Raw genomic sequence first — 12,210 nt, forward strand, 5'->3', positions numbered from 1 at the left:
CAACTTCTCCATTCTGCCCCGCCATCGTGCGGGGTTTCGCATTTAAGGAGTGCTCATGTCTATTGGTTTTCCTGTCGCGGACGGGTCTGGTAACGGCACGTCGGCATCGGATATGCGCAAGATCGTGTCGTCTCATTGGGCGTCGCACGGGGTGATCGGTGGTGCCGGGGTGTCCACGTCGTCGTCCGGGCTGACCTACAACGTTGCGGCTGGTACGGCGGTCGCTTCACGGGGCACAAGCTACGGTGTGGTCGAGTTTCTGGTGCCTGCCGGGAGCGTGACCACGGACGCTGGCCCGTCGTCGGGGTCACGCATTGACGTGGTGTGGGCGAAGCCCAATGACCCGTCGCAGGGTGACGCGAATGCCGACGTGGTGCTCGGCGTCACCAAGGGTGCCGCGGCGTCGACACCGTCGAAGCCGACCATCCCGACGGGGGCTGTCGAGCTGCGCACATTCCTCGTGCCGCAGGGCGCGTCGAAGACGTCACAGGCGACCGTGTCAGGGTCGGTCAACTATGCGATCCCGTACGGGGCAAGTCTCGGAGTGCTGCACAGCGCAGTCAATGCATACGACGGGAAAGCCGACGAATCGACCACCACGTGGCACACCGAGGGCAACGGGTCGTTCTACCTGCCGGTCGATTCCAGGGTGCGCCTGGAAATGTGGATGTGCCTGTCATCACGGCAGGGCGGATCATCCGTCGACGACCCGAACAAGGGCAGTATCAATTTCAACTTCAATGTTGACGGGCAGGCCGTGTTTCAGACGGAGATCGGCTACTCCACGGTCTGGGAGACGAAATACATGTCGGTCGAGCTGGAGTTGCCGGCCGGTCCACACTCAGTATCGTATGCAACGAAGATGGCGTGGGGCTGGACGGCTTGGTATCACTACGGGGCGGGTGCGGCTATTGGCCGCCGGTTCGTGGTGACACACCTGGGTGTCGCAAAGTGAGCTTCACCCTGGAGGCTGTCCGCACGATGGATGGGCTGCGGTTGGGGGATCTCCCTGTGGTGCCGCTCACCTGGTCGCGGTCTGTGCGGGACGGAAAAATGGACGCCCCGCACGAGGGTGATTCCGCGCAGGCGGTGTCGTCGATCACACTGCCGTATGACGGGCTGCACAGTCTCGGGGTGGTCGACATGACCAAGGCGGGGTGGCGGCGTGAGCTGGCTCACAATCTGATGCCACTGATGACGGGTGCGGCGCTCTGCTGGGATGGTGTGCCGGTCGTCATGGGTCCGTTCACGGGCACGCCAACGTTCGGTGACGACGGGCTCGGGGTGACGGTGGGCGGGGTGACGGCGATCCTGGCGCGTCGTGCTGTGGTGCCGGAGGCTTTCTCTGCCCGCGCGACCCTGTCGTATCGTGGCCTGTCGCTGGGGACGATCGCGAAGCGTGTCGTGCAGCAGGCGCTGGCGAAACCGAACGGTGGCCTGCCGATCAGCTTCGACCCTGACGAGACGGCGGCCGACAACGCTGACCATCAGCGCACGTACAACGGCTACAACGTGGCGAATCTGATGTGTGCGGATGTGCTGTCGAAGATCGCGAACGTCGGCGGCGACTCGGTGGCCGGCACGTACGGGCCTGACATTGATTTCCGGCCCGAGGTGGTCGACTCGCAGCATTACGGGTGGCACATGCACACGGGCACGGATCGTGACCCGTATATCGGCCAGTCCGTGGTGCACGACTGGGAAGAAGGGTCGGAGGGTACCGGCCGTGTCCAGTCGAAATTCACGGCGGATTACATTGCCCACCGGGTGTATGGGGTGGGTGACGGGCAGGATGAGGGCACCCGTGTGACCCGCGTCGGCACCAGCATCCCGCAGTTCATGCCGCTGCTGGAGACGGTCATCTCCGACTCGCAGTGGACGTCCGACGACCTGGTCAGAGCTCATGCCCGCTCGGCGCTGTGCGCGACCGCGTTGGAGGGGCCGACCCTGACCGTCCGTGCTGACGGTGCGGAGCCGTTGGGAACCTTCTGGCCGGGCGACCAAGCGAAGGTGACGACCCATGACTCAGCCGATTTCGGCACCAGGACCCTTGACCTGCGCATTCAGCAGATGGAGGGCGACGAGACGGGCAACGTGAAACTCACGTTCGACCCGATTCCGATGATGTGAGGAGGCCGCCATGGTGCGGAAAGTGTCAATCAACGGGTCTGTCACTGATGTGATCAGTGACCTCAAGGGGCTGGCGGTGGACAAGGCTGGTGCCTCGTCCGGCACGGCTGTGTTTCATTCGGAGGATGGCACGAAGACTGCGATCGGCGAACAGACCGGCGCGAAAGGCATCGTGCCGTTCATCGGCGACACGACCCCACCGCCGATCCCGTCTGCGCCTGCCTGTGACGGCAGTGCGGGTGTACTGGTGGTCGCCTGGGATGGTGGCTGGCAGAACTCTGTCGAGGCGACCCCGCCTGACTTCGCGGGCATCATCGTCGAGGTCAAGGGCACCGGCGACTGGGCCGAGGAAGACCGCACACTGGTCGCTGCAGGGTCTGTGCCGATTGCGGTCGCTCCGGGCGACTACCAGGTTCGGCTGCGCTCGTTCGACAATGCGCACGACGAGGCCCTGGAGGGTGCCCCGAACGTCTCGGACCCTTCCGGCATGGTGTCGGTCGCGGTGGAGGATGTGCCGGGGTCGGCGCAGGAAGCACAGGACGTAGCCGAGCAGGCTGCCGAGGATGCGGTGAAAGCCCTCACACAGTCACAGACCGCTTTGGATGGACGCCAGGCGGTGATGCACATCGACTCCTCACGCGGCCTGGTATTCAAGAACAGTCAAGTCTCCACGGTGTTGACAGTGACGGTCATGTACGCCGACCTGATCATCACCGACATTGTCACGCTACGTGAAACGTTCGGGCAGAGTGCGTACCTCGAATGGCAGTGGAAACGCATCGACGACACCGACTGGGGCACCATCTCCGTCGCAGATTCTCGCCTGTCGCAGGGCGGGTTCGCTTTCACCATCACGTCAGCCGACGTGGACACCAAAACCGTTTTTCAGTGCATTCTTCAAACAGATTAGGGGCAGCAGCTCATGGCACAAAAGGCAGCAGACCAGGTCACCGTCGTCGACGTCACCGACGCATATTCGGTGATCCTCACCTCGGAGGCATACGCGTTCCCGGGCACCACATCGGCGGCGAAAGCTGGTTCGACCACGACACAGATCATCGCTATGCTGGGAGCTGCTCAGGTGGCTGCATCGGTGGTCCTGTCTGAGATCACCGCCCCGGCTGGCGTGACGGTAACGAAGAACTCTGACGCGACGGCACCCACGCTGACGATCACCGTGGCCACGTCGGTCACGGCGGGTGGGAACCTGACCATCCCCGTGCACATCGGTGACGACATCGTGATCAACAAAACGTTCTCGTACTCGATCGCATTCACAGGCTCGACCGGCACCGCGGGTAAAGGCATCTCCTCGACGGCCGTCACCTATCAGGCATCCTCGTCGGGCACCACAGCCCCGACCGGCACCTGGTCGTCGACGGTCCCCGCGGTCACTGCGTCGCAGTACCTGTGGACGCGCACAGTGTTCACCTACACGGACTCTTCGACAGTCACAGCCTACGCGGTCGGTATGGCCGGAGCGACAGGGGCAGCCGGTACTGCGGGCAAAGGGGTGAGCTCTGCTGCAGTCACCTACCAGTCTGGAGCATCAGGCACGACCGTACCGACTGGCACGTGGGCGTCCTCCGTGCCAGCAGTAGCCAAAGGGTCTTACTTGTGGACCCGCACGGTAACCACGTACACGGACTCAACAACGTCGACCGGCTACTCGGTCACCTATGTGGGTACCGATGGCTCAGACGGGGCGGATGCACTGACCATTGCAATCACCTCATCACAGGGCTTCATCTTCAAGAACAGCAGCATCGAAACGGTACTGACCGCGCACGTCTACAAGGCGGGGGCAGAAGTCACCGGCAGTGCACTGACCGCGCTCGGCACGATCAAGTGGTACAAGGACGGGTCAACGACCGCGACGGCGACCGGGCAGACCCTGACCATCGACGCCGGCCAGGTCACGTCGAAAGCGACTTACACGGCAACATTGGAGGGCTGAACTATGGCAGTCAAGGCACGCGATGATGTGACGCTCTCAACGGTCACTGATGTGGCCTCGACGGCACGCTACTACCTGATGCAAGCATCCACAGCGGCGGCACCCTCACAGCCGACTGCGGTGCCCGCACCATCTCCGTGGGTCACCTCAGAGCCGGCCTACACTGAGGGCTCCACCAACACCCTCTACACAGTCGACGTGACGGTGTTTACCGATGGAACGTTCGATTACACGCCGGTGTCGAAATCGTCATCGTACGAGGCGGCGAAACAGGCATACAACAAGGCTGTGGCGGCTGGCACAGCGGCGTCTGCTGCCCAAGCACAAGCCGACGCAGCACTCGCTGCGGCACCTGAGTGGGTCACTGACCCAAATTTCAGTACTGGCTCAGACAAGCCAACCGGGATCACTATCAACGCGACCGGAGCACCAGTCACGCCCCCCGGTCCTGCAACCACGTATGGACGCTTGAATGGACGAGGTTCTTACCTGAACCTCACCATACGCAACTACGCGAAACCAACCACGTACCGGTTGAGTGCTGACCTCATCGCCGACAGCACAGCCACAGCGAAAGCAACCATCGGTTTCATTGTCAAGAGTGCTGCGGGCAACACTTCGTGGCCAACCATCGCAGGTGTCCTGCCTGCCGATGCGTCCACCGCATGGGCGCGAATCAGCGGGGACATCACTATCCCCGCCGGTTCCACCAACGTGCGTGTGTTCATGCAGATCAACAGTTCTGGTTCGACCGCTGTCGGGTGGTACGTCACCAACCTCAGTGTGAAAGACATCACGGAAGCCAAGACTGCACTAGACGCGGCAGCTGCGGCGAAAACAGCGGCAGACAATGCCCAGACTTCGGCGAACGCAGCGAACACGGATGCCGCGAACGCTCTGTCGGTGGCGAACCTCGCCGACGCAGCCGCCAAGGGCTTGATCAAAGCCACCGCCACCGATCCGGGCCAACAGGAAGGCCGCATCTGGTTGCAGCTCGACTCGTCCGGCCGGGTCATCGCGGTGAAAATCAGTAACGGCACCGCATGGTCGACGTATACGCTCATGGCCGGGCAGATTATTGTCCCCGGTTCGATCGGCACCACGCTGATCGCTGACGGGGGGATCACCACCCCGAAGCTGAACGTCACCGACGCGATGAACGCGAAGATTCTCAACATCGGGTTCGCCGACTCGCAAGGCCGCACCATCTTGAACGGCGACCGCATCCGCATGTGGAACAGTTCCGGGCAGGTCACTATCGACCTCGACGCCACCACTGGCACCGCCACGCTCGTGAACGCGAACATCACGGGCACACTCCGCACCGGGGCAACCGGCAACCGTGTCGAAATTTCGACATCGTCGGATGATCAGACCGAGCGTGGCACGATCGCGTTCTTCAACTCCAGCGCTGACGAAACGCCTTCTTCGCTCTCGGCTAGCACCCGCTATTACGGCAACGGGTTGAGCAGCAAGGGCATTGATGTTTCTGTCGGTGGCAGCAGTTTCTTTATCGGAGATGACACCGTGTTCTCTGAGAAGACGCTGGACATGCCGCTGAAAGTACGGCGCACGGACCTGCAACCGGAGGTAGAAAGAGTCGTCCCTTATCTGTCGCTGGACTCTCCACCGACAGGCGGCGCGAACTACGAGGGTCGGCGCGCCCTCGCTTCCGAAGGCCAGTACTTCATGCGCGAGTACGTGTACTTCAACGATGCCTGGCACCTCGAAAATACTCAGGTGGCTCTTCCTCTTGGGTCGAACACAGCAGCAGGATTCGGCGGGGTGCCCACGGTGGTGCGTGACCGGCAGAATGTGGCGCTCTACGGGGTGGCGCAGTCGTCTAGTAACTGGGCCGTCGGCTGGGTGGTTGGCACCGTTCCAAGCGGCAAAGACCTGCTGCCAGCGAAGGATGCATATGGTCTGGCAGCGTCTGGCGGCTCACTCGTGAGGCTCAAGATCGCCACGAGCGGGGTGATCACCGTGGACGCGATCATGACCGGGTCGCCCGCGAACTGGATCATCCTAGACGGTATTAATTGGCTGAGCAATTTGCGGTGGCCACTATGACCGCACTGCGCGGCATCCTCGCCGCGACACGGTGGTTGCGTCACCGGTGGGACGAGATCCGTGAGCCGCGCAACGTCAAGATCGTCTACTGGTGCGCGTATTGGCTGGCGCTCGTTACGGGGGTGCTCACCCTCATGTGGCCGCCGCGCACGATCGTCGGGGAGATCGGAGACGAACTGACTGCGGTCTGGTCGCTGCTGTTCATCGTGGGCGGCGCGGTCGGCGCAGGGTCGGTGTTCGGCGGTTGGTGGCAGTACGAGCGTCTGGCGCTCGCCTGTATCGGTGGCGGGCTACTCGTCTACCTGACCGTGGTCTGCTACCTGCACATCACCTCAGAGGGCAGCAGGGTCACACAGATCGGCATGATCCTCGGGTTCGCGCTGCTCTGGGTGCTGCGGCTGACCATGATCTGGGCCTACAACTACGAACCGAGGTCACGTGGACGTCACTGAGATTGTGAAGACGATCATCACCCTGCTCATCGGCGGGCTGTTCATTCCTGGGGTGCAAGCCGCTGCCACGTGGCTGACCGGCCGGGAGCGCCGGAAACGCGACGACGTCGAACGCCTCGAAGCGAAGAACGATCAGCTGTGGGCGCGCATGCGTCGCCGTAGCGACTACGCCGAGGAGCTGCGGGCGCACATTTCTCGCGGCGACCCACCGCCACCGCCCGACTACCCGGACAACTACTGACCCCGCAGATGCGGGGTCTTTCCAGTTAAGGAGACCATCTTGGACTACATACAGGCCGGCGGGATGGGGGCGCTGCTCAACAACGGCCGCCCCTCCCTGCTGGTGATCCATTCCATGGAGAACCCGCTGCAAGTGGGCCGGGCACGTGGCATTGCCAAGTACTTCGCCGGGATCAACACCGCGTCCGCGCACTACTGTGTCGGCCCTGACGAGGTCATCCAGTGTGTGCCGACGAACCGGAAAGCATGGCATGCCGGGCCGAACGCGAACGCGTTCACCCTCGGCTACGAGCAGACCGGGTACGCCGCCTACTCCCGGTCAGACTGGCTGACTGCCACGGGTCGAGCACAGTTGGCGAACCTCGCCTCGGTCTGCCGTGCGGACGCCGCCCGCTACGGCATTCCTATCCGGTGGGCCACGGATGAGCAGATCCGCGCCGCACGCTACGGCACCCCGGCCGGTTTCTGCACGCATGCCGACATCAGCCGGGTGCTCGGCGGCACCAATCATTGGGACCCCGGAAACAACTACCCCCGCGACCTGCTCATGCAGGCCATGAACGGACAACAGATCGGAGACGACATGCCATCAGTGACAGACATTTGGGACTGGAAGATCGGCCAGAACGGCATCTACGGGAAAGACAACATGCCCGCCTGGCAGGTGCTCGGCTACACGCACGCCGACGGGCTCTGGACACAGGGGCTCGTCAAGGCGCTGCCGGGCACGATCCTGGGCACGAGCATCAAGGACGCCGACGGCATCAACGGCACGGTCGGCGACCGTCTCGCCTGGATTGACAAGCGTGCGAGGGACACCGAGGCGAAGGTCGACCAGGTCGCCGCAGCTGTGACCGCCCTCGGCCAGACCATCGAAGCCATGAACACGGGGCAGATCGCAGAGCAGGTCAAAGCCCAGATCACGGACGCCCTCAAAGGACTGTCCATCACTCTCACCACGAAGGAGAACGCATGACCGTCACCACGCCCACGAACGAGTCCGGGGCCGTCTACAACAGCCTGCCGGCGAAAGCACGACAGGCCGTCTACTGGGCGTACACCGCCGCTGGCATCAGCCTCGGCGCCGTGCAAGTCGCCTACGCCACACTGGAGCACGCACAGCCCGGCTGGCTGAAAGTCGCGTTGGCGGTGTTCACGTTCCTCGGTGGTGCGGTCGGGATCGTCGCAGCCACCAACACGAACAAAACCCTGCCTGACGTCGAGCCCGCGGTCGACCACTCGCACGACGTGGCCACGATCGCAGACCTCATTGGCGACACCACAGACACCACCCCAGAGCCTGCGGCCGAGCCCGCCACCTACCAGGCGGCCGCAGACCCCACGAAGGAGAACTGACATGGCCATCGCAATCAAGGGCAATGACGGGGTGCTGCACCTGCACCCGACCGGCACACAGACCGCGATCTCGGGTGACAAGACGCTCGTCCTCACCGACACCGAGATCGTCACCGTCTACCCAACGGCTGACGTGTCGCAGTCGCTGAAATACACCGAGGTCGACGAAGGCTCCACCATCACCGCCGACTGACCGCCGTACAGTACCGCCCCCGACTGGCCTCACTGGCTGGCCGGGGGCGCTTTCTGCATGTCAGGGGGTGGTGTCACTCTGGTCTCATGCAGGCAGACGCGACGGGGGACTACAGCGGCGGGGTGATGCGGCTCGAGATCAGCCACAGCGGTGTGTTGATCGGACGCTGGGTGATTCGTGCACGCCGTGTCTCGGACGTACAGCGGGCAATGCTCCCCGAGGGTTGGCGGGTCGAGCTGCGCAAGACGTCGGCCGGCGGCAGTAGGTGGAGAGGCCGCGCGTACCGGCCGAAAGACTGGGCGAAGAGGCTCTAGTGGTCTAGTGAAACGGGCACTTCGTTCAACATGCTGACAGTTTGGCGCGATTACGCAGCGTGTCTCGGCGCTGAGCCTCACCACGTACCAGCCATTCCGCTTCTTGGCGAGCTTCAGCCTGCTGGCGACGGGCTTCCTCTGAGAGAGTCACGCGCTTCGAAGGTTGCGCTACAACCTTTTTAGTCTTCCTCATGTCCACTCCCTTCCTCGTTCTTCCACACTAGTGGCTGCGTGTGACATTGGCCCTTATTTTTCAGTGCCGTTCCGAATCTGAAACCCAACTGTGATGAGCCCTGCGAGCAGTCTCATGACACGTTCGTCAGTCGGGTCGAGGTCACCAGGCTCAGCTGAATCGACCGTCAGCATGCCGTAGACGCGATCTTCGTGCTTCAGAGGTGCCGAGATGTATGTCGCATACCCGTTGCCAGACCCTTGCCAGTCGGGGTCGGTTTCATCAGCCACGTTCCCGATGAACTTCGGCTTGTGGGCTTTGGCAAGCCAAGCAAGCACCTTGTCACCCCGACCGCCATCGCCAGATATAAACGGTCGAGGCTCTTCGTCTCGACCGTTCCCTGGCGGCGCGAAGTAGTTCATGACGACCAGTTTTGTTTTCAGCCCTGAGCCTGACTCTCGACGGTACACGACCATTCGGTACTTTTCTGCAGAAGTGATCAGCATAGGCGCCATCCCAAGCGCTGTACCCACCAGCTGGACAAGCTTCGCCTCGCGTTTATTTGACTTGCACGCAGCCAGATACCGAAGGTCATGAACGACTGGAAGGAATGCCGCTTTGAGCGCAGCTTGGAGACTCACTGCCTCCTGTGTGGCCTTCTCAATCTCTGCATCTTTGGCCTTGATGGCATTGGATAGTTCCTGGTCAGCCTTTTCTTTGGCCGTAATCTCAGCCTGGCGATAGTTGCCCATTTGAAGGATTTTGACGACCAGCCCGACTACAGCACACACTACTCCAAAAACCAACAGTAGCATGTTTGTGGTGTCAGCGCCGAACAAAGTGAGCAACAACGTTGAAACTATGCCTAAAACGCTTGCAACTACATCAGGCAGCCACCATATACGGGGAAACCACGCATCAACCCAGCGCTTGACTCGATCCCGCATCGCCTGGGTTCCATTAGTCATCCCAGGCACACACACCCCCAACAAGCTAAGCAGAACTATCAGCCATTCATCCTAGTCGTCTTGCTGTCCATACCGGCACTGAATTACTCCCTCGACCATCGCCACCCGCTGCTCCCACTCCTCCAGGCTCACCGGCCCGCCGACACACAGCGCCCTGTATCTGCGCAGCCAAGCCAGCCGCTCCTCCAGCTCCGCGATCTCGTCATCAGTGTGCGCGGCCTCCACAGCAGGATCAATCATCATGAGAGCAGTCTGACAGAGCGCGCCAGTGGGGCTGTGGATAAGCCGTTCTTTGGCAGGGCTTTGGGAGAAGTGACAACGCTGTCAGGGCCCATAATCCGCTCGAGCGCATCCACAGCATCCTGCTGAGCCTGCGGCATCAGATGGCCGTAGATGCGTGTCGTCGTGCGGATGTCAGCGTGGCCCAGCCGCCTCGACACCACATACAGAGGCACGCCAGCCTGGATCAGCCACGACGCATGCGTGTGCCGCAGGTCATGCGGCCGCGGGCACTTCCCCAACCCCTCCGCCTGTGCGCCCTGCACGGCCTGCTGCCACGCCGCCTGGTGAAAGTTCGTGTTCCGCAACGGCCCCGCCCACTTGTTCTCGAACAGCCAGTGCGAGCGCCGCTCCACGGCGACCAGTTCCTCAGCGAGCTCGACACGAATCGACACGTCACGCACCGACTGATCGTTCTTCGGCGGGCCGATGATGTTACGGCGACGGACGCTGCGCGTCCACGCTTTCGTCACGTGCACGATCGGCACGCTCCCCGACATGTCCAGGTCAGAGACGTTCAGCGCCGACGCCTCGCTGTATCGCAGCCCCGACTCCACCAGGAAGCGCGTCAGCGGCTGGTAATACTCGGGCACGTGCTCGAGCAGCAGGTCGAATTCCGGCCGGGTCAGGAACGTCGCCCGGCGGCCGCCACGCTGATCGCGCTGCAGCTCCACCTGATCGCACGGGTTGTCCGCACGCCAGCCGCACCGAATCGCCGTCTTGAATGCCGACGACAGCAGACCTTTCGCGTTGTGAATGGTCTTCGCTGACTTGCCCCTCCCCCGCTCCCACTGCACCCACTCGACGATATGGTCGGCGGTCACATCCTCGACGAGGAGCGCGCCGAGCTGCCCGAGCAGGTGGTCGCGGGCGAGCGCCCGGTAGCCGTCCACTGTCCCGTCCGTGGGGCGTGTCAGGGAATTGATGTGCCGCTCGATCATCTTCGCCACCGTCGGCTTCGTGGCGTTCGTGCGGCGCAGCGTCTCGACTGCGAGGGTGAGCGACTGTCCATTCGCGTCGAGCAGCTGCCGGTACGTGGTCGCGTCGCGCTCGGTGGGGAATGTCTCGGAGCGCTGTCGCTTCGTGACGGGGTCGCGCCACAGCACCCGCCACGTGGTGGTGCCGTCTTTTCGGGCGTAGGAACGAATTGAGGCCATGCCTCTCAGCATGGCCTCAACCACCGACATCTTTCAACGCCGGTTCCCAACTTTTCAACCGAGACCCTTACAAGCCCCGGTATTACTGGCGGTGACGGCGGGATTTGAACCCGCGGTAGGTTGCCCTACACATCATTTCGAGTGATGCACTTTCGGCCGCTCAGACACGTCACCGCAAGCAAATATAGCGGAGTCGGACCGACTCGCCAAATCCGTCCGGGGAGCACAGTCGGCAGAGACGATCTCAGAACCCGAGCAGCAGCCGCAGCCCCAGCGCGAACATGATGACGGCGATACAGATGTCCAGGATCTGCCAGGCCCTCGGCTTCGCGAAGAGCGGCCGCAGCATCCGCGCACCGAACCCGAGCGCGTAGAACCAGACGAAGCTCGACAGGATCGCCCCAGCGGCCCACCACCACGGGTGCGTCTGGTGCTGCGCGAGCGAGCCGAGCAGCACCACGGTGTCGATGTAGACGTGCGGATTCAGCCAGGTGAACGCCAGCACGGTGAGCAGCACCGAGATCAGCGAGCGGCGACCGCGGCCTGCGTCCGTCTCGGCATCGGTGTCGCCAGCACCTGTCGCTGTCCCGGCATCGACGGCCATCGCCGTCGGTTTCAGCGCCCGCTTCGCCGCGAGCACCCCGTACCCGATCAGGAACGCCGCACCGACCGCACGAATCACCGTCATCACCACCGGCAGCGACTGCACCAACGCGCCGACCCCGGCCACACCCGCGATGATCAGCACCGCATCCGACAGGGCGCACACGGTGACGACCGGCAGCATCACCGACCGACTCGCGGTCACCCCCAGTCGCAGCAGATAGGCGTTCTGGCTGCCGATCGCGACGATCAGCGAGAGACCGGTCATCAGGCCGAGCGCCGAGGAGAGCAGGAGTGAGTTTTGCATGCTTCGATCGTC

General features: G+C 62.8%; 15 protein-coding genes and 1 tRNA gene. 11 read left to right on the plus strand and 5 right to left on the minus strand.

Annotation, left to right across the window (positions count from 1 at the left end; translation table 11 throughout):
• Positions 1-55 precede the first annotated feature (55 nt).
• The 11 genes from F8O09_RS05485 (at position 56) to F8O09_RS05535 (ending at position 8,712) form a co-directional block, all read left to right on the plus strand.
• Positions 56-955 carry a hypothetical protein gene (locus F8O09_RS05485; RefSeq protein WP_158054209.1) on the plus strand — a complete coding sequence of 300 codons (900 nt, stop codon included), beginning with the start codon at positions 56-58 and terminating at the stop codon, positions 953-955.
• Entirely contained in the window at positions 868-2,130 is a 1,263-nt protein-coding gene (locus F8O09_RS05490) for a hypothetical protein (RefSeq protein ID WP_158054210.1), read from the plus strand. The genes F8O09_RS05485 and F8O09_RS05490 overlap by 88 nt, the downstream gene beginning before the upstream one ends.
• A 49-nt stretch (positions 2,131-2,179) precedes the next feature.
• On the plus strand, positions 2,180-3,040 hold the full coding sequence (locus tag F8O09_RS05495) for a hypothetical protein (protein WP_192497569.1): 861 nt from the start codon (positions 2,180-2,182) through the stop codon (positions 3,038-3,040).
• A 12-nt stretch (positions 3,041-3,052) separates the two neighbouring features.
• The gene (locus tag F8O09_RS05500) at positions 3,053-4,087 is read left to right on the plus strand and encodes a hypothetical protein (protein ID WP_158054212.1); all 1,035 of its coding nucleotides are present in this window, start codon (positions 3,053-3,055) and stop codon (positions 4,085-4,087) included.
• 3 nt (positions 4,088-4,090) lie between these two features.
• Complete coding sequence (locus tag F8O09_RS05505; protein ID WP_158054213.1) at positions 4,091-6,157, plus strand: hypothetical protein; 2,067 nt, start codon at positions 4,091-4,093, stop codon at positions 6,155-6,157.
• The gene (locus F8O09_RS05510; protein WP_158054214.1) at positions 6,127-6,609 is read left to right on the plus strand and encodes a hypothetical protein; all 483 of its coding nucleotides are present in this window, start codon (positions 6,127-6,129) and stop codon (positions 6,607-6,609) included. The genes F8O09_RS05505 and F8O09_RS05510 overlap by 31 nt, the downstream gene beginning before the upstream one ends.
• Complete coding sequence (locus F8O09_RS05515) at positions 6,596-6,850, plus strand: hypothetical protein (RefSeq protein WP_158054215.1); 255 nt, start codon at positions 6,596-6,598, stop codon at positions 6,848-6,850. The genes F8O09_RS05510 and F8O09_RS05515 overlap by 14 nt, the downstream gene beginning before the upstream one ends.
• Positions 6,851-6,889: 39 nt before the next feature.
• Positions 6,890-7,825: an N-acetylmuramoyl-L-alanine amidase gene (locus tag F8O09_RS05520; protein WP_158054216.1), complete on the plus strand. Its 936-nt coding sequence runs from the start codon at positions 6,890-6,892 to the stop codon at positions 7,823-7,825.
• Positions 7,822-8,205: a hypothetical protein gene (locus F8O09_RS05525; RefSeq protein ID WP_158054217.1), complete on the plus strand. Its 384-nt coding sequence runs from the start codon at positions 7,822-7,824 to the stop codon at positions 8,203-8,205. Before F8O09_RS05520 ends, F8O09_RS05525 begins: the two co-directional genes overlap by 4 nt.
• A gap of 1 nt (position 8,206) precedes the next feature.
• Positions 8,207-8,398 carry a hypothetical protein gene (locus F8O09_RS05530; RefSeq protein ID WP_158054218.1) on the plus strand — a complete coding sequence of 64 codons (192 nt, stop codon included), beginning with the start codon at positions 8,207-8,209 and terminating at the stop codon, positions 8,396-8,398.
• Between the two features lie 86 nt (positions 8,399-8,484).
• Positions 8,485-8,712, plus strand: coding sequence for a hypothetical protein (locus F8O09_RS05535; RefSeq protein ID WP_158054219.1), 228 nt, complete (start codon positions 8,485-8,487; stop codon positions 8,710-8,712).
• A gap of 246 nt (positions 8,713-8,958) precedes the next feature.
• On the opposite strand, the gene F8O09_RS05540 is transcribed toward F8O09_RS05535, so the two are convergent.
• From F8O09_RS05540 to F8O09_RS05560, 5 genes are all read right to left on the minus strand, one after another.
• A complete protein-coding gene (locus F8O09_RS05540) occupies positions 8,959-9,852 on the minus strand; it encodes a GAF domain-containing protein (RefSeq protein WP_158054220.1) in 894 nt (297 codons plus the stop codon).
• Between the two features lie 51 nt (positions 9,853-9,903).
• On the minus strand, positions 9,904-10,095 hold the full coding sequence (locus tag F8O09_RS05545; protein WP_158054221.1) for a hypothetical protein: 192 nt from the start codon (positions 10,093-10,095) through the stop codon (positions 9,904-9,906).
• The gene (locus F8O09_RS05550; protein WP_225732925.1) at positions 10,092-11,072 is read right to left on the minus strand and encodes a tyrosine-type recombinase/integrase; all 981 of its coding nucleotides are present in this window, start codon (positions 11,070-11,072) and stop codon (positions 10,092-10,094) included. The genes F8O09_RS05545 and F8O09_RS05550 overlap by 4 nt, the downstream gene beginning before the upstream one ends.
• 302 nt (positions 11,073-11,374) lie before the next feature.
• Positions 11,375-11,462 (minus strand) — tRNA-Ser (locus F8O09_RS05555).
• A 70-nt stretch (positions 11,463-11,532) separates the two neighbouring features.
• Positions 11,533-12,198, minus strand: a complete 666-nt coding sequence (locus tag F8O09_RS05560) for a LysE/ArgO family amino acid transporter (RefSeq protein ID WP_158054223.1) — start codon at positions 12,196-12,198, stop codon at positions 11,533-11,535.
• Between the last annotated feature and the right edge of the window lie 12 nt (positions 12,199-12,210).

The organism is Pseudoclavibacter sp. CFCC 11306, assembly GCF_008831235.1.
Taxonomy (GTDB): Bacteria; Actinomycetota; Actinomycetes; order Actinomycetales; family Microbacteriaceae; genus Pseudoclavibacter_A.